Origin of the sequence: Vibrio mytili (assembly GCF_049563345.1) — a bacterium.
GTDB lineage: Bacteria > Pseudomonadota > Gammaproteobacteria > Enterobacterales > Vibrionaceae > Vibrio > Vibrio mytili.
The window spans coordinates 903,116-920,055 of sequence record NZ_CP110481.1; the positions used below are offsets into that span (position 1 = coordinate 903,116).

The 16,940-nt window shown below is 44.7% G+C and carries 14 protein-coding genes; 12 read left to right on the forward strand and 2 right to left on the reverse strand.

Going from position 1 to position 16,940, the window contains the following annotated elements; genetic code table 11:
- Positions 1 to 64 precede the first annotated feature (64 nt).
- The 6 genes from ONE56_RS04255 (at position 65) to ONE56_RS04280 (ending at position 6,443) form a co-directional block, all read left to right on the forward strand.
- Complete coding sequence (locus ONE56_RS04255; protein ID WP_041154191.1) at positions 65 to 988, forward strand: carbohydrate ABC transporter permease; 924 nt, start codon at positions 65 to 67, stop codon at positions 986 to 988.
- Positions 985 to 1,842, forward strand: a complete 858-nt coding sequence (locus ONE56_RS04260) for a carbohydrate ABC transporter permease (RefSeq protein ID WP_331438142.1) — start codon at positions 985 to 987, stop codon at positions 1,840 to 1,842. Before ONE56_RS04255 ends, ONE56_RS04260 begins: the two co-directional genes overlap by 4 nt.
- Before the next feature lie 5 nt (positions 1,843 to 1,847).
- On the forward strand, positions 1,848 to 2,963 hold the full coding sequence (locus tag ONE56_RS04265; RefSeq protein WP_041154190.1) for an ABC transporter ATP-binding protein: 1,116 nt from the start codon (positions 1,848 to 1,850) through the stop codon (positions 2,961 to 2,963).
- Between the two features lie 305 nt (positions 2,964 to 3,268).
- Positions 3,269 to 4,267: a TRAP transporter substrate-binding protein gene (locus ONE56_RS04270; protein WP_041154189.1), complete on the forward strand. Its 999-nt coding sequence runs from the start codon at positions 3,269 to 3,271 to the stop codon at positions 4,265 to 4,267.
- A 139-nt stretch (positions 4,268 to 4,406) separates the two neighbouring features.
- Positions 4,407 to 5,078: a TRAP transporter small permease gene (locus tag ONE56_RS04275; RefSeq protein WP_423840285.1), complete on the forward strand. Its 672-nt coding sequence runs from the start codon at positions 4,407 to 4,409 to the stop codon at positions 5,076 to 5,078.
- A gap of 3 nt (positions 5,079 to 5,081) precedes the next feature.
- On the forward strand, positions 5,082 to 6,443 hold the full coding sequence (locus tag ONE56_RS04280) for a TRAP transporter large permease (protein WP_423840286.1): 1,362 nt from the start codon (positions 5,082 to 5,084) through the stop codon (positions 6,441 to 6,443).
- Between the two features lie 401 nt (positions 6,444 to 6,844).
- Here the strand turns inward: ONE56_RS04280 and ONE56_RS04285 are convergent, their stop codons facing one another.
- Positions 6,845 to 8,182 carry a sigma-54-dependent transcriptional regulator gene (locus ONE56_RS04285; protein ID WP_415679304.1) on the reverse strand — a complete coding sequence of 446 codons (1,338 nt, stop codon included), beginning with the start codon at positions 8,180 to 8,182 and terminating at the stop codon, positions 6,845 to 6,847.
- A 4-nt stretch (positions 8,183 to 8,186) separates the two neighbouring features.
- A complete protein-coding gene (locus tag ONE56_RS04290) occupies positions 8,187 to 9,992 on the reverse strand; it encodes a sensor histidine kinase (RefSeq protein ID WP_423840287.1) in 1,806 nt (601 codons plus the stop codon).
- Positions 9,993 to 10,023: 31 nt separating this feature from the next.
- Between ONE56_RS04290 and ONE56_RS04295 the strand changes: the two genes are divergently transcribed.
- The 6 genes from ONE56_RS04295 to ONE56_RS04320 all read left to right on the forward strand — a co-directional run bounded on the left by ONE56_RS04295 (position 10,024) and on the right by ONE56_RS04320 (position 16,846).
- Positions 10,024 to 10,206: a hypothetical protein gene (locus ONE56_RS04295; protein ID WP_084735534.1), complete on the forward strand. Its 183-nt coding sequence runs from the start codon at positions 10,024 to 10,026 to the stop codon at positions 10,204 to 10,206.
- Between the two features lie 302 nt (positions 10,207 to 10,508).
- Positions 10,509 to 11,816, forward strand: coding sequence for a trigger factor (gene tig / locus ONE56_RS04300; protein WP_041154186.1), 1,308 nt, complete (start codon positions 10,509 to 10,511; stop codon positions 11,814 to 11,816).
- Between the two features lie 105 nt (positions 11,817 to 11,921).
- Positions 11,922 to 12,548 carry an ATP-dependent Clp endopeptidase proteolytic subunit ClpP gene (clpP, locus tag ONE56_RS04305; RefSeq protein WP_331438148.1) on the forward strand — a complete coding sequence of 209 codons (627 nt, stop codon included), beginning with the start codon at positions 11,922 to 11,924 and terminating at the stop codon, positions 12,546 to 12,548.
- A gap of 71 nt (positions 12,549 to 12,619) precedes the next feature.
- A complete protein-coding gene (gene clpX / locus ONE56_RS04310) occupies positions 12,620 to 13,900 on the forward strand; it encodes an ATP-dependent protease ATP-binding subunit ClpX (RefSeq protein WP_041154185.1) in 1,281 nt (426 codons plus the stop codon).
- Positions 13,901 to 14,029: 129 nt separating this feature from the next.
- On the forward strand, positions 14,030 to 16,381 hold the full coding sequence (gene lon / locus ONE56_RS04315; protein WP_041154184.1) for an endopeptidase La: 2,352 nt from the start codon (positions 14,030 to 14,032) through the stop codon (positions 16,379 to 16,381).
- A 192-nt stretch (positions 16,382 to 16,573) separates the two neighbouring features.
- Positions 16,574 to 16,846, forward strand: coding sequence for an HU family DNA-binding protein (locus tag ONE56_RS04320; RefSeq protein WP_041154183.1), 273 nt, complete (start codon positions 16,574 to 16,576; stop codon positions 16,844 to 16,846).
- Positions 16,847 to 16,940: the final 94 nt, after the last annotated feature.

Genomic DNA, 16,940 nt, shown 5'->3' on the forward strand with positions numbered 1-16,940 from the left:
TTAAGGTCGTATAGGCTTGTAGGGAGCCTGTTCGACCTTCTTTTTTAAGACGTAAGGATTCGTTATGGAGCACGTTGTAAATCAGTATCCAAAGAAGTCTCAAGCAAAACGAAGTTTGGCGGATAGACTTCAACATTGGCTACCGAAGATTGTTCTTGCCCCGACGGTTTTAGTCACTGTGGTTTGTATCTACGGTTACATTTTCTGGACGGCGGCGCTATCTATCACCAACTCCCGTTTTTTGCCAAGTTTCAATTTTGTTGGTTTTGACCAGTACGCAAAGTTGATGGAAAACGACCGTTGGGTCACTTCTATCACTAACCTTGGTATCTTTGGCTTGTTGTTTATGCTCATCGCTATTGCACTTGGCGTGGGCCTCGCTATCTTACTCGATCAAAATATCCGTCAGGAAGGAGCGATTCGTACGATTTATCTCTATCCGATGGCACTCTCTTTTATTGTCACCGGTACGGCATGGAAATGGATTCTCAACCCAGGTCTGGGGATTGAGAAACTGATGCAAGATTGGGGATTTAGCAACTTCGAGTTCGACTGGTTGGTGAACTCTGAAATGTCGGTATACACCTTAGTAATTGCCGCAGTGTGGCAGTCATCAGGTTTTGTCATGGCGATGTTTCTCGCTGGGTTACGTGGCATCGATTCATCGATCATTAAAGCCGCGCAAATTGACGGTGCTGGTCTGCCAACTATCTACTGGCGCATTATCATGCCTTGTTTACGACCCGTGTTTTTCAGTTCGGTGATCATCACATCACATATTGCGATTAAGAGCTTTGATCTGGTGACTGCGATGACGGCTGGTGGGCCCGGCTACTCTTCCGATTTGCCCGCCCTGTTTATGTACGCCCACTCATTTACTCGTGGCCAGATAGGTTTGGGGGCAGCCAGTGCGATGATGATGCTCGCGGGTATTCTCGCCATTTTAGTGCCTTACTTGTATTCAGAACTTAGGGAGAAAAAGTCATGATGCGCAATGTAAATCTCTCTCGACTGTTTATTTACTCAGGTTTGGTGTTCTTTTGCTTTTTTTATCTAATGCCTCTGTTTGTGATGGTGATTACGTCATTCAAAACATTGCCAGACATTAAAGCTGGCAATTTGATGAGCTTACCGACCGAGTGGGTATTTGGTGCTTGGCATAAAGCCTGGGACAGTGCCTGTACCGGCGTTAAGTGTGAAGGGGTAAAAGGGTATTTCTGGAATTCTTTCCAAATGGTGATTCCAGCCGTGGCGATCTCGACCTTGCTCGGTGCATTTAACGGTTACGTTGTGACCAAGTGGCAATTCCGTGGGTCAAATCTGTTTTTCAGCTTGTTGCTGTTTGGTTGTTTTATTCCGTTTCAAGTTATCTTGCTGCCAATGGCTGCGGTGTTGGGTAAGTTGGGATTGGCGAATACCACCACAGGTCTGGTCATCGTTCATGTTATTTATGGTATGGCCTTCACGACACTGTTCTTTCGTAATTTTTACATCAGTATTCCAGATGAATTGGTTAAAGCCGCGAAATTGGATGGAGCAGGCTTCTTTACCATTTTCTTTAAAATTCTACTGCCAATCTCGACCCCAATCATCATGGTGACGGTTATCTGGCAGTTTACCGCGATTTGGAACGACTTCTTGTTTGGCGTGGTTTATTCGGGCTCTGAAACGCAGCCTATCACCGTTGCGTTAAACAATTTGGTCAATACCAGTACAGGTGTGAAAGAGTACAACGTCGATATGGCGGCGGCGATAATTGCCGCGTTACCAACGTTATTAGTTTATGTATTAGCAGGAAAATACTTTGTTCGTGGCCTAACGGCTGGATCGGTAAAAGGATAATTATCATGGCAACACTCGAACTTAAACAAATCCGTAAAACCTATCCAAAAGCGGAACAAGAGACCTTAAAAGGCATCGATATCAGCATTGATTCTGGTGAATTTCTTATCTTGGTCGGGCCGTCTGGTTGTGGAAAATCGACACTCATGAATACCATTGCTGGTTTAGAGAATATCAGCTCTGGTGACATCGTAATCGACGGTAATAATGTGTCTGATGTCGAGCCTAAAGATCGCGATATCGCGATGGTATTTCAATCTTACGCTCTGTATCCCAATATGACGGTACGAGGCAATATCGAATTTGGTCTCAAGATCCGCAAGATGGCGAAAGAGGCGATCGATGCTGAGGTGGAGCGAGTGGCGGAAATGCTGCAAATCGACCACTTGCTCGACCGTAAGCCTTCGCAGTTATCGGGCGGTCAGAGACAACGTGTTGCAATGGGGCGTGCGCTCGCAAGGCGTCCGAAGTTGTATTTGTTTGATGAACCATTATCGAACCTAGACGCTAAGTTGCGAGTGGAGATGCGTCATCAGATCAAGCGTCTGCATCAACAGTTGAATACAACCATTGTGTATGTAACGCATGATCAGATTGAAGCGATGACGCTGGCAGACCGTATTGCGGTTATGAAAGATGGTGAGTTACAGCAATTGGGGACTCCTCAAGAAATCTACAACAAGCCTAATAATATGTTTGTTGCGGGTTTTATGGGTTCGCCTTCGATGAACTTCATCAAAACGATGGTTGATCTAGATGAACAGGATAATCCTGTGATCAAAGTTAGAGGCGGTAATGCGCAGGAGCATCACATCAAGCTACCCGAATCCATGCGTAAGCAAGATGGTAAAGAGGTAGTGATTGGCCTACGCCCAGAGCACATTACTGACAGTGAAAATCTAGAATCTGCTGCGACAACACAGCTCGATTTACAGTTAGAGGTGCTTGAGCCAACGGGTCCAGATACGATTGCGATGATTAAGGTTAACGATCAAGAAGTGGCTTGCCGTTTGTCGCCGGAGTTTGATGTCAAAGTCGGGCAGGTTGCACCGCTGCACTTCGATTTATCCAAGGCGGTTTTCTTTGATGCATCGACAGAGCAGCGTATCGAGTTTCACTAACTTCATCAGTCGAGTACGCTAGACGTATTTTAATCGATGAAAAATGGCAGCTGACAAGCTGCCATTTTTATTGGTGGGCATGTTATCGAATGTGTGTAAATCCACCCACTTACCCATTTACTTTGGGTGAATTTCACCCATTTCAAAAATCGTTCTGTGATCTGGGTAACTTTGAAAATTCCATCTCAAATTAAATCATTGAAATATAAACTAAAAGTTAATGTTTAAAACATGGTGCGCTTATTGCTCTAGTTAATGTATCAACACCCAGTGATGGGGTTGTACATTTATCAAGGAGAATAATAATGTTTAAGCCTTTAACCCTACTATCTGCTTCCATTCTTGCTGTTACCAGTTTCAATGCTGCCGCCAATTGTGACCCAGGTGAAATGGTCATCAAATTCAGCCATGTAACCAACACAGACAAACATCCGAAAGGGATTGCTGCTTCGTTATTAGAGAAACGCGTTAACGAAGAAATGAACGGCAAAGCGTGTATGCAGGTGTTCCCCAACTCCACCCTTTACGATGATGACAAAGTGCTTGAAGCGATGCTCAACGGCGATGTCCAACTTGCCGCTCCATCGCTGTCGAAGTTTGAAAAGTTCACCAAAAAATTCCGCCTGTTTGATCTTCCGTTCCTTTTTGATGACGTCGATGCTGTTGACCGATTCCAAAGTTCAGAGGCTGGTGAAAAACTCAAAAACGCGATGAATCGCCGTGGTATCAAAGGGCTTGAGTTTTGGCATAACGGCATGAAGCAAATTTCTGCCAATAAGCCACTTATTCATCCTGATGATGCGAAAGGCCTCAAGTTCCGCGTTCAAGCCTCTGATGTATTGGTGGCACAATTTGAACAGCTGGGCGCAAACCCACAAAAAATGTCGTTTGCAGAAGTTTATGGTGGGCTGCAAACCAAGGTTATCGACGGCCAAGAAAATACCTGGTCAAACATTTACGGTAAGAAGTTCTTCGAAGTGCAAGATGGTATCACTGAAACCAACCACGGTATTTTGGATTACTTAGTGGTCACGTCTTCGAAATGGTGGGAAGGGCTGCCTGATGATATGCGTGATCAACTTGCCACTATCCTTAGAGAAGTGACAGAAACTCGTAACGCGGAATCTAACCGTGTCGAACAGCAAAACAAACAGTATGTTATTGAAGCAGGCGGTGTCGTTCGAGAGCTTACCCCAGAGCAGCGTCAGGAATGGGTTACCGCGCTTAAGCCGGTATGGGAGAAGTTTGAGAAAGACATTGGTTCAGATTTGCTCAATGCAGCCATGCAAGCAAATCAAAAATAACAAACCCAATATACTGGGTTCAATATGATTTTGTTGTCCCCTTTTATTGAACCCGGTTTATTGTTCAATCACTGCCTTTAGGTGATTGATTTAAGAGGCTCCAAAAAGCCACATTTACCTGATTCGAGCGATGTTTAACATGGAACAATCATTTTTTGAGAAAGTCGGGCAATTTACTGACAAGGTCGAAGAAACCTTGATCGCCTTTTTTCTCGGTGCGATGACGATGCTGACTTTTGTCAATGTCGTGATGCGTTATGTTTTTAATGACAATATTCTTTGGGCTGTGGAAGTAACGGTTTTTATCTTCGCCTGGATGGTATTGGTCGGTGCCTCTTACGGTGTTAAAAAACACTTTCACATTGGGGTTGATGTCATCATCAATCTTTTCCCTGAAAAACGTCGAAAGTTGCTCGCTTTAGCCGCAGCGGCTTGCTGTTTAGCGTTTTCAATATTGTTGTTAATTGGTTCTTGGAATTACTGGTATCCGTTCGCGACCGAGCGAGCGTGGTACGAAACCGATGATATCCCCATGCCAGACATACTCCAGTTCATGTCTGATTGGTTCAACGAAGGTGAGCGTTATGAAAAGATGCCCAGGTTTATTCCTTATATGGCATTACCGATTGGAATGGCGTTGCTGACGTTTCGCTTTGCACAAGCCACGTACCAAATTGCAATTGGCAATCTCGACCGCTTAATCTCCGGACATGAAGCAGAAGAGGAGCTAGACGCACTAAAAGAACAGCTCAAAGACGCAGGCGACGTTATGTCATCTCAACAAAACGACACTCACCGCAAGGAGCGCTAAGTCATGGATATTTTATTGTTATTTGCGATGGTTATCGGCTTTATGCTTATTGGCGTGCCGATTGCGGTGTCATTGGGCTTATCCAGTATCTTATTTTTAATGCTGCATTCAGACGCCTCATTGGCGTCGGTCGCTCAAACGTTATTTAATGCCTTTGAGGGACATTACACCTTACTTGCTATTCCATTCTTTATTCTGGCATCAAGCTTTATGTCGACGGGCGGTGTCGCAAAGCGAATTATCCGTTTTGCTATAGCAATCGTTGGTTGGTTCCGTGGCGGTCTGGCGATGGCGTCAGTGGTGGCATGTATGATGTTTGCAGCACTCTCTGGATCATCGCCTGCGACGGTTGTGGCGATAGGTAGCATCGTGATTGCGGGGATGATTAAAAATGGTTACTCAAAAGAATTTGCCGCTGGTGTTATTTGTAATGCCGGGACTCTCGGTATTCTGATTCCTCCTTCTATTGTGATGGTTGTGTATGCCGCAGCAACGGATGTTTCTGTTGGGCGGATGTTTTTAGGTGGCGTGATCCCAGGGCTGTTAGCGGGCGTTATGTTGATGATTGCGATTTATATTGCAGCTCGGATCAAGAACCTACCCAAACAACCATTCGTTGGTTGGAAGGAGACCTTTACTTCTGCCAAAGATGCCATTTGGGGCTTGCTGCTGGTGGTGATCATTTTGGGCGGTATTTATGGCGGGATTTTTACGCCTACCGAAGCCGCAGCGGTTGCCGCAGTCTACTCGTTTTTTATCGCCAATTTTGTCTATAAAGACATGGGACCATTTGCCGATAAGCAAAATACCAAACCAGCGGTTGTAAAAGCTCTACAAGCTTTCGTTCACAGTGATACTAAACAAACGCTTTTTGAAGCTGGCAAGTTAACGATTATGCTGTTGTTCATCATTGCAAATGCGTTGATTTTGAAGCATGTACTGACGGAAGAACGCATTCCGCAAATGATTACCGAAGCCATGCTGTCCGCAGGTTTAGGGCCGATCACTTTCTTAATTGTTGTCAACGTGTTGCTGCTTATTGGTGGACAGTTTATGGAGCCTTCTGGTTTGCTGATCATTGTGGCTCCGTTGGTCTTTCCGATAGCAATCGCACTGGGCATTGATCCGATTCATCTAGGCATCATGATGGTGGTAAACATGGAAATCGGGATGATAACGCCACCAGTTGGGCTCAACTTGTTCGTGACCGCTGGCGTGGCGAAAATGTCGATGATGAATGTGGTCAAAGCTGCATTACCATGGGTCGCGGTGATGTTCCTCTTCTTGATTATCGTTACGTACGTGCCTTGGGTTTCGACTTGGTTACCAACCACCCTAATGGGGCCAGAAATCATCACGAAGTGACCCTTATTGTTATTTAGGGCGTGTTTTTTTAACCAGTGAATTGAGCAAAGAGAATAAGCTAACCCTCCAAAAAAAAAGAGGTGTGACTCGTCACACCTCTTCGTCTATAGATTTAAAACCACGCTTTCTTGGATCGGGATGAAACCTACGTTCATAACCACGCCATTTCTTAGTGGTTTTTTTACGCCTGTCAGGACTACATCGACGTTCTTCTCGGTATTGTCCATTTACAACAACAGTATCGGTAATGATGGGGATTCTTACTTTCTCATTCATCGCCTACTTGTTCACTTATCGTTTACTTGTTCGCTTATCGCCTATTTATTAACCTAGCGACCCAGTCCTACCGTACCATTAAGTATTAGCTAGACTGGATAGAACACCAAGTTGCGTATTGCATTTTATTTATACAGATCTTTATCTAATTGATAGCGTTGCATTTTGTCGTATAAGGTTTTTCGAGGCACATTCAACTGTGTCATGGTTTGCTTAATGCTGCCGTTATTCTCTAGCAGTGCTTGCTCAATGGCAGCTTTCTCAAATTCAGCTACCTGTTCCATTAAACTGCGAGACGATGAATGAGAAGGCGTGGCATCACTAAGTTGAATCAGTTTTCCAAGCAAGACAAAACGTTCGGCTGCGTTTCTTAATTCGCGTACATTGCCAGGCCAATCATGGGACATCAGCGCTGCAAGGTCTTGGCATGATAGGCTAGGGGAGCTTTTGCCGTATCGAGAGGCCGCAACTAAAAGGAAGTGGTGAAAGAGCGCAGGAATGTCTTCTTTACGATCGCGTAATGGTGGTAGATCGAGCGTGACGACATTTAGGCGATAGTAGAGATCTTGTCGAAAGCTGCCTTGTTCAGCCGCTTGCTTTAAGTTCACTTTGGTTGCTGCGATGACGCGAATGTCCAAAGAAATGAGTTCGTTGGAACCGACGCGCTCAATGGCGCGCTCTTGCAAGACTCGTAACAAGCGAATTTGCGCTTGGATAGGCATGGATTCAATTTCATCTAAGAACAGTGTTCCCCCTTGGGCAAACTCAAACTTACCGATTCGGCGACTTTCTGCTCCGGTAAATGCGCCTCTTTCATGCCCGTACAATTCACTTTCAATCAAATTTTCTGGCACTGCACCGCAGTTAACGGCAACAAAATTATGATTCCTACGTGAGCTCTGTTCGTGTAACGACCGAGCGATCAACTCCTTACCGGTTCCGGTTTCACCAAATAAGAGAACATCTGCGTCGGTGTCGGCAATGTGCGTGATCGTATCGCGCAGTGTTTGGATACTGGTCGTTTCACCGATGATTCTGGGTCCCAGCGCTTGGCTGGCTTTTAGGGATTGGCGAAGCTTTTCATTTTCATTCGTCAAACGACGCTTCTCTATGGCTCGTTTTACCGTCTCAACTAAATGTTCCGGAGAAAACGGCTTTTCGATGAAATCGTAAGCGCCCTGATGCAAAGCGGTGACCGCCATCGAAATATCACCATGACCGGTGATCATAATGACGGGTAGGTGACTATCCCGTTGAACCACAGTATTAAGTAAGTCCATGCCTGATATTCCCGGTAAGCAGATATCGGTAACGACAACCCCAGGGTTAGCACCACTTTTTATCGCCAGTAGTGCGGATTCTGCATCGGAAAAGAACTGTGCGTCGATCTCCGCTAACTCAAACGTTTGTTCTATTGCCAGTCTGAGATCGGCTTCATCATCAATAAAAAATACCTGGCACATGCTCTCATCCTTCTGATTGTTGTGGCAGAGTAGAAGTCATGGGTAAACAAAGAGAGAATCGCGCTCCCCCTTGCAAACGATTCTGTGCGATCAGTTGCCCGTTCATTCCCGCTAAAATTTGTTTTGATATTGCGAGCCCCAAACCCAGTCCATTTTTCTTAGTGGTTAAAAAAGGCTCACAAAGTTCATTCAGTGTAAGGGGGCCTAGGCCTGGTCCATTATCATCAATATGAACCATGACCATGTTGGATGGATGTTCATATTCAACCGACAGCCAAACCTGTTTATCTTCCTGGTCTGCGACGGCCTCTATCGCATTGGTGAGTAGGTTGACAAGGACTTGTTCTAGCTGAATCGTATTGATGTAAACCTCTGTATCTTCAATCGGTGACTCGGTAGTTAAATTGACTCGAGCCGATTTAAACGTTGGGTTCATTAGCGCTTTTGCCGAGGCAATAACGGGCAATAATCGAGTCTTTGTAAGCTCGTCGCCGCTGGTTTTTTTAGCGAACGAACGCAGTTGCTGACTGATGTTGGCCATCCGGTCGGTGAGTGCAGAAATTCGCGTGAGATTGTCTTCAACACGTTCAAACTTTTCTTTATGTAAGAATAGCTTACCATTTTCTGCAAAACTACGAATGGCAGCTAGCGGATTATTGAGTTCGTGGCTAATACTTGCAGACATTTGCCCCAGAACCGCCAGTTTTGCCGCTTGAACCAACTCATCTTGGGTCAGTCGTAGCGTCTTTTCAGTATCAGTACGTTGAGCAATCTCGGCTTGTAACTCTGCCGTGCGTGCCATGACTTCATATTCCAGCTTTTGGTTGGCTTCTTGTTGGATGCGCTCCACCTGTAGATGTCGAAGTTGACGGTGATAAATTAATTGGCCGATCAGAAACAGAACCGCAAATGTTAGGGTCAGCACAAGCAAGTAACCCAGAGTCACCCAGACGATAGATTGCTTTGGTGAAAGCACACTGATGGTAAGCTTCAGTTCGTCAAGAGGGAACGAAGAAATCACAAGAGTTCCCTTGTTGTAGGGATAACCTTGTTTGACCTCCGAGTGGGGGAGATCGAGGTTACCCAAAAAATTTAGGCTCCCGATGGGTGTATCGAGATATTGTCGACTTGCCAGTACTTGCTGTTTTTTAATTGTACTCAGGGGGCGAAAGCTCTTAAACAACCAATCAGGTCGGCTACTCATGAAAACAATGCCATTAGGATCGCTGGCAACAAAGACACTATCGGATTGCTGCCAGTTATCTTCAATTTTATTGAGATCCATTTTTACGACAACGACACCAAGTACGCCACCAGCATAAATAATAGGATACGAGTAATAATATCCCCGTTTTCCGGATGTAGACCCAAGAGCGTAATATTGACTCTGTTCTCCGAGGATTGCTTGTTTGAAATAAGGACGAAAAGCAAAATTTCGCCCAATGAACGAACGCTCTTTACGCCAGTTACTCGCCGCAATCGTCGTTCCCCACTGATCGAGTAAATAAGTGTCTTCCGATTTAATGACTTCATTCACGGATTCTAGGTAACGGTTCGTGATTTCGATTTGAGCGGTGTTATTCGGATAAAGAAGTACATCAAATAACGGAGCATCCTTTGCCAATAGGTTAGGAATATGCGCGTACTTATCGAGCTTATTTTTGATATGACTAGAGAATTGTTCGAGTTGCGATTGGTGTTTATTGAGCAATGATTGGTAACTCGATTGCCACACCCAATGCCCGCCAATGGTGGCACAGAGGAAATATAAGACGAAAAAGATCAGTAGAATACGATTTCGTTGCGGCATTTATTTTTCCTTTGTTTGAGCCTCTTGATAGATGTTAACGGTATGTAAGATAGATTGGGGATTTCGTTATCAACTCTGTGGAGTAAAACAAGAGCAAGATCTCTTTTTAGGCTTTTCAATAAAAAAAGCAGTCGATTCCCTTGAAAAAGTCGCTATTGTCCCCATTCTAGATATGCTGGCGTTGCTCAGGCATCATTTGCGCACTTTTTTATGATAAATGACGCACTATTTCGAGAATTTAGCACAGACAGTGTTCACATAGCGGCTATTGGCTCGACAGGCTAGAAACAGATCGCTAGAATGTCGCGTCTAAAAACGCTGTCCTGAGGCTAATAGGAGATACCTTTGATGCTTGTATTGAAGATATCACTGATTAGTCCGGTGCTGATACACAGCATCGATACTCGACTTTAAATTAGGTGTTCGGACAGAGCACAACACAAGGATGAAGCGTTCACTCCGGTGAGGGGCGCTCATACGCTCGGAAAACCGAGCCACTTTAGAGGTTTATATATAATGCAAGTTACTGTTGAAACGCTTGAGGGCCTAGAGCGCCGTCTAAACATTACTGTTCCAGCTGCAAACATCGAAGATGCTGTAACAGCTGAACTACGCAATATCGCTAAAAACCGTCGTTTTGATGGTTTCCGTAAAGGTAAAGTGCCTCTAAAAATGGTTGCTCAGATGTACGGTAAAACAGTACGTCAAGACGTGCTTGGTGAAGTAATGCAACGCCACTTCATCGAAGCGATCGTTAAAGAGAAAATCAACCCAGCGGGCGCTCCGACTTTCGCTCCAGTTGAAAACAAAGAAGGTGCAGACCTAGTCTTCACAGCAACTTTCGAAGTTTACCCAGAAGTTGAACTACAAGGTCTAGACAACATCACTGTTGAAAAACCGCTAACTGAAGTAAAAGATGCTGACGTAGAAGAGATGATCGAGACGCTACGTAAGCAACAAGCAACTTGGGTTGAAGTTGACGAAGCAGCTGAAGCTGGCAAGCGCGTAAGTATCGACTTTGTTGGTTCTATCGACGGCGAAGAGTTTGAAGGCGGTAAAGCAGAAAACTTCCCACTAGAAATGGGCGCTGGTCGTATGATCCCTGGTTTTGAAGACGGTATCGCAGGTAAAACTGTTGGTATGGAATTCGACATCGATGTTAACTTCCCAGAAGATTACCACGCAGAAAACCTAAAAGGTAAAGCAGCTAAGTTCGCTATCAAAGTGAACAAAGTTGAAGCTCAAGAGCTTCCAGAAGTTAACGACGAATTCGTTGCTAAGTTCGGTGTGGTTGAAGGTGGCATTGACGCACTTAAAGCGGAAGTTCGTAAAAACATGGAACGCGAACTTAAGCAAGCAGTTAAAAACCGCATTAAAGAGCAAGCAATTGAAGGTCTAGTTGAGCAAAACAACATTGATGTTCCTGCTGCACTTATCGATCAAGAAATCCAAGTTCTACGTCAACAAGCGGCACAACGCTTTGGTGGTAACCCAGAAGCGGCTGCTCAGCTTCCACGTGAACTATTCGAAGAGCAAGCGAAACGTCGCGTAGCGGTTGGCCTTCTACTTGGTGAAGTTATCAAGTCTGAAGAGCTAAAAGCAGACGACGAAAAAGTGAAAGCACTGATTGAAGAAATGGCAACAGCATACGAAGATCCATCTGAAGTTATTGCTTACTACGAGCAAAACGAAGAGATGATGAACAACATGCGCAATGTTGCACTAGAAGAGCAAGCAATCGACGCGATCATCGCTAAAGCACAGGTTACTGAGAAAGAAGTTGGCTTCAACGAGCTTCTAAATCAACAACAACCTGCTGCATAATAAGCAATATCTAGCGTAGAAGGTTGACTTATCGTTGACTATTCTGCTAACAATGGTCCGTATGATACTCATCATCCGGGCCATTTATTTTAGGGACATAAGAATATGAGCTACCAAGAAAAAAATGCAATGTCGCCAATTATGGACGCACTAGTACCAATGGTGGTTGAACAAACTTCCCGAGGCGAACGCTCTTATGACATCTATTCACGTCTTTTAAAAGAGCGTGTGATATTTTTAACGGGTCAAGTGGAAGACCACATGGCAAACCTTGTCGTGGCTCAGCTACTTTTCCTAGAATCTGAAAATCCAGATAAAGATATCTTCCTATACATCAACTCTCCAGGTGGTAGCGTGACTGCGGGTATGTCTATTTATGACACCATGCAGTTCATTAAGCCAAATGTGAGCACGGTTTGTATGGGGCAAGCTTGCTCAATGGGTGCATTCCTGTTGGCAGGCGGTGCTGCTGGTAAACGTTACGTTCTACCAAACTCACGCGTGATGATTCACCAACCGTTGGGTGGTTTCCAAGGCCAGGCTTCTGATATTCAGATTCATGCGCAGGAAATTCTGACGATTAAACAGAAGCTAAACAACCTGTTAGCAGAACACACAGGTCAGCCTCTCGAGATTATTGAACGCGACACTGACCGTGATAACTTCATGTCAGCAGATCAAGCGGTAGAATACGGTATCGTGGATGCAGTGTTAAACCATCGAGGCGAGTAATTTAGCCAGCGCATTTTGGTTAAAATTGATATACACTCATTCATGAAGAGTAAAGGCTAAGAGGTTAGCGAATGACAGATAAAAGCAAAGAAGGTGGCAGCGGTAAATTGCTGTACTGTTCTTTCTGCGGCAAAAGTCAGCACGAAGTTCGCAAGCTAATCGCAGGTCCATCAGTTTACATTTGCGACGAATGTGTCGACCTATGTAACGATATTATTCGCGAAGAAATTAAGGATGTTCTCCCTAAGAAAGAATCTGAAGCGTTACCAACGCCTAAACAGATCCGTGAACACCTTGATGACTATGTGATCGGACAAGATTACGCAAAAAAAGTGCTCGCAGTTGCGGTATATAACCACTACAAGCGTTTACGCAATGGTGATACAACGAGCGAAGGTGTGGAGCTTGGTAAGAGTAACATCCTTTTGATTGGTCCAACGGGTAGTGGTAAAACGCTGCTTGCTGAGACGCTAGCTCGATTCTTGGATGTGCCATTTACAATGGCAGACGCAACCACACTAACCGAGGCCGGTTACGTGGGTGAAGACGTTGAAAACATCATCCAAAAGCTTCTGCAAAAATGTGATTACGACGTCGCGAAAGCTGAACGTGGTATTGTATACATAGATGAAATTGACAAAATTTCGCGTAAAGCTGAAAACCCATCCATTACGCGTGACGTATCTGGTGAAGGTGTTCAGCAGGCGCTGCTAAAACTTATCGAAGGTACGGTCGCTTCGGTTCCGCCTCAAGGTGGTCGTAAGCATCCTCAGCAAGAATTCCTTCAAGTGGACACATCTAAGATTCTGTTCATCTGTGGTGGTGCATTTGCTGGCCTTGATAAAGTCATTGAACAGCGTGTTGCAACAGGCACTGGTATCGGTTTTGGCGCAGAAGTTCGTTCTAAAAACGAATCTAAAACCGTTGGTGAGCTATTTATGCAGGTTGAGCCTGAAGACTTAGTGAAGTATGGCTTGATACCTGAATTTATCGGTCGTCTACCAGTGACAACAACGTTGACAGAGCTTGACGAAGAAGCGTTAATTCAGATCCTATGTGAGCCGAAGAACGCACTGACCAAGCAATATGCAGCGCTGTTTGAGCTTGAAGATGCAGAGCTGGAGTTCCGCGAAGATGCACTACGCGCGATTGCTAAAAAAGCAATGGAGCGTAAAACAGGTGCTCGTGGTCTACGTTCTATTCTTGAAGGTGTTCTTCTTGAGACCATGTACGAACTGCCATCTGCAACAGATGTCAGTAAAGTTGTGATTGATGAATCCGTCATTAACGGTGAGTCAGAGCCGCTGCTGATATACAGCAATTCTGATAATCAGGCCGCTGGCGCAGAATAAAGTTAGTCACAAATAAAAAGGAGGTAAGTAATTACCTCCTTTTTTTATTTCTCTTATTGAATCCAAATAATTAGCCCCCATATAAATCCTAAAGTAATACGTAAACGTGAAAGCGGAAGAGAGAATTATATGAACTTGGAACGTTCCGAGCGTATCGAAATCCCGGTATTACCTCTACGTGACGTAGTGGTCTACCCGCATATGGTTATTCCATTGTTTGTTGGTCGCGAGAAGTCGATTAGCTGTTTAGAAACAGCGATGGAAACCAACAAACAAGTTCTGCTTGTGGCACAAAAACAAGCGGATACTGATGAGCCAACGGTTGACGATCTATTTGAAGTGGGCACTGTCGCAACCATTCTTCAGCTACTTAAGCTTCCTGATGGTACGGTAAAAGTGTTGGTTGAAGGTCAACAGCGTGCCAAAATAAATCACTTCAAAGAGAGTGACTTCTTCCTTGCTGAGGCTGAGTTTGTCGTCACGCCAGAGTTAGATGAGCGTGAGCAAGAAGTTATAGTGCGTAGCGCGATTAACCAGTTTGAAGGCTTCATTAAGCTCAATAAAAAGATCCCACCGGAAGTGCTTACATCACTCAATGGGATTGATGAAGCTGCTCGCCTGGCCGATACCATCGCAGCGCATATGCCATTAAAGCTTGTCGATAAACAACAAGTTCTAGAAATTGTTGATGTGACCGAACGTTTGGAATTCCTTATGGGCCAAATGGAGTCGGAGATCGATCTGCTACAAGTTGAAAAACGCATTCGTGGTCGCGTTAAAAAACAAATGGAAAAATCTCAGCGAGAGTACTATCTGAATGAGCAAATGAAAGCGATTCAGAAAGAACTTGGTGAGATGGAAGACGCGCCAGATGAGTTTGAAACGCTGCAGAAAAAAATCGAAGAATCAAAAATGCCGCAAGAAGCACGCGAGAAGACAGAACAAGAGCTACAGAAGCTTAAGATGATGTCTCCAATGTCTGCAGAAGCGACAGTGGTTCGTAGCTACATCGATTGGATGGTCAGCGTACCTTGGGCCAAACGCTCAAAAGTGAAGAAAAACCTAGCAAAAGCTGAAGAAATTCTTAACGAAGATCACTACGGTTTAGAGCGTGTAAAAGAGCGTATTCTCGAATATTTGGCGGTACAAAACCGTATCAACAAACTGAAAGGTCCGATCCTTTGTCTTGTTGGTCCTCCGGGTGTCGGTAAGACTTCTCTTGGCCGCTCGATTGCGTCTGCTACGGGTCGTAAGTACGTTCGTATGGCGCTGGGTGGTGTGCGAGATGAAGCTGAAATTCGCGGTCACCGTCGTACTTACATCGGTTCACTACCGGGTAAACTTATCCAGAAAATGTCGAAAGTAGGGGTGAAAAACCCATTATTCCTATTGGATGAAATCGACAAAATGGCATCGGATATGCGTGGCGATCCGTCGTCTGCATTACTTGAAGTGCTCGATCCTGAACAGAATAACTCGTTTAACGATCATTACTTAGAAGTAGACTACGATCTCTCTGACGTGATGTTTGTTGCTACGTCAAACTCGATGAATATACCTGGGCCGCTACTCGACCGTATGGAAGTGATTCGTCTATCTGGTTATACGGAAGACGAAAAACTTAACATTGCGAAACGCCACTTGGTTGACAAACAGGTACAGCGTAATGGTTTGAAACCGAATGAAATTATTCTCGAGGACTCAGCGATTATCGGCATTATCCGTTACTACACCCGTGAAGCTGGTGTGCGTAACCTAGAGCGTGAAATCTCTAAAATTTGTCGTAAAGCAGTGAAAAATATCTTGTTGGATAAAGACATTAAGTCAGTCACCGTTACTATGGATAACCTAAAAGAGTACTTAGGTGTTCAACGTTTCGATTACGGCAAGGCGGATGAAAGCAACCGAATTGGACAAGTAACAGGCTTAGCGTGGACAGAGGTCGGTGGGGACTTACTTACTATCGAAACTCAATCGATGCCAGGTAAAGGCAAGCTAACGCAAACGGGCTCGCTGGGTGATGTGATGCAAGAGTCGATTCAAGCAGCAATGACGGTAGTACGCTCTCGTGCAGAAAAGCTTGGAATCAACAACGATTTCTATGAGAAGCGTGACATTCACGTGCACGTGCCTGAAGGCGCAACACCAAAAGATGGCCCAAGTGCAGGTATCGCAATGTGTACTGCGCTTGTATCGAGCTTGACGGGTAACCCAGTAAAAGCAGAAGTTGCGATGACTGGTGAGATCACCTTGCGTGGTGAAGTATTGCCAATTGGTGGTCTTAAAGAAAAGTTACTTGCGGCACACCGTGGTGGCATTAAAACGGTACTGATCCCTAAAGATAACGAGCGTGATTTGGAAGAGATTCCAGACAACGTTATCGCGGATCTCAAGGTCATTCCGGTGCAGTGGATTGACGAAGTCTTAAAAGTTGCATTAGAGCGAGACCCGGCAGGCGTTGAGTTTGCAATCGAAAAATAGTGATATGCAGCAAAAATAAGTAAAAGTTTGCGCTGATAAGCTTAAAAAGGCTTGTCAGCGTTTTTTTTGGACGCTAAGTTAGTTTGGACAGCTCTCAGCCCTTGAAGGATAAGGGGCGAAGCTAAAATTATTATTTATGGAACGAAAGTCATCACAAAATAAAATCACAGATGGCACAAAGGGGAATACACAGTGAATAAAACTCAATTAGTAGAACAAATCGCAGAAAATGCAGACATTTCTAAAGCGTCAGCGGGCCGTGCTCTAGACGCATTCATCGAAGCGGTAAGTGGTACGCTTCAAACTGGTGACCAAGTGGCGCTAGTTGGTTTTGGTACATTCAGTGTTCGTACTCGTGCAGCGCGTACAGGCCGTAACCCAAAAACGGGTGAAGAAATTCAAATCGCAGAAGCAAAAGTACCTGCTTTCAAAGCGGGTAAAGCCTTAAAAGACGCTTGTAACTAATCTTCTTGTAACTAATCTCTAAACTAAGATTAGTAAGTCGAGCGTTGACTCTACAATTGGCTATTTGAATAACTTTTGCTCAAACAATCTGTTT

What these genes read in the sequence shown, in the direction of transcription:
- clpX (WP_041154185.1), top strand. Translation starts at nt 12,620, where the DNA reads ATGACAGATAAAAGCAAAGAAGGTGGCAGCGGTAAATTGCTGTACTGT.
- ONE56_RS04285 (WP_415679304.1), bottom strand. Translation starts at nt 8,182, where the DNA reads ATGTGCCAGGTATTTTTTATTGATGATGAAGCCGATCTCAGACTGGCA.
- lon (WP_041154184.1), top strand. Translation starts at nt 14,030, where the DNA reads ATGAACTTGGAACGTTCCGAGCGTATCGAAATCCCGGTATTACCTCTA.
- ONE56_RS04275 (WP_423840285.1), top strand. Translation starts at nt 4,407, where the DNA reads ATGGAACAATCATTTTTTGAGAAAGTCGGGCAATTTACTGACAAGGTC.
- ONE56_RS04265 (WP_041154190.1), top strand. Translation starts at nt 1,848, where the DNA reads ATGGCAACACTCGAACTTAAACAAATCCGTAAAACCTATCCAAAAGCG.
- ONE56_RS04295 (WP_084735534.1), top strand. Translation starts at nt 10,024, where the DNA reads ATGTTAACGGTATGTAAGATAGATTGGGGATTTCGTTATCAACTCTGT.
- ONE56_RS04260 (WP_331438142.1), top strand. Translation starts at nt 985, where the DNA reads ATGATGCGCAATGTAAATCTCTCTCGACTGTTTATTTACTCAGGTTTG.
- ONE56_RS04270 (WP_041154189.1), top strand. Translation starts at nt 3,269, where the DNA reads ATGTTTAAGCCTTTAACCCTACTATCTGCTTCCATTCTTGCTGTTACC.
- tig (WP_041154186.1), top strand. Translation starts at nt 10,509, where the DNA reads ATGCAAGTTACTGTTGAAACGCTTGAGGGCCTAGAGCGCCGTCTAAAC.
- ONE56_RS04255 (WP_041154191.1), top strand. Translation starts at nt 65, where the DNA reads ATGGAGCACGTTGTAAATCAGTATCCAAAGAAGTCTCAAGCAAAACGA.
- ONE56_RS04280 (WP_423840286.1), top strand. Translation starts at nt 5,082, where the DNA reads ATGGATATTTTATTGTTATTTGCGATGGTTATCGGCTTTATGCTTATT.
- ONE56_RS04290 (WP_423840287.1), bottom strand. Translation starts at nt 9,992, where the DNA reads ATGCCGCAACGAAATCGTATTCTACTGATCTTTTTCGTCTTATATTTC.
- clpP (WP_331438148.1), top strand. Translation starts at nt 11,922, where the DNA reads ATGAGCTACCAAGAAAAAAATGCAATGTCGCCAATTATGGACGCACTA.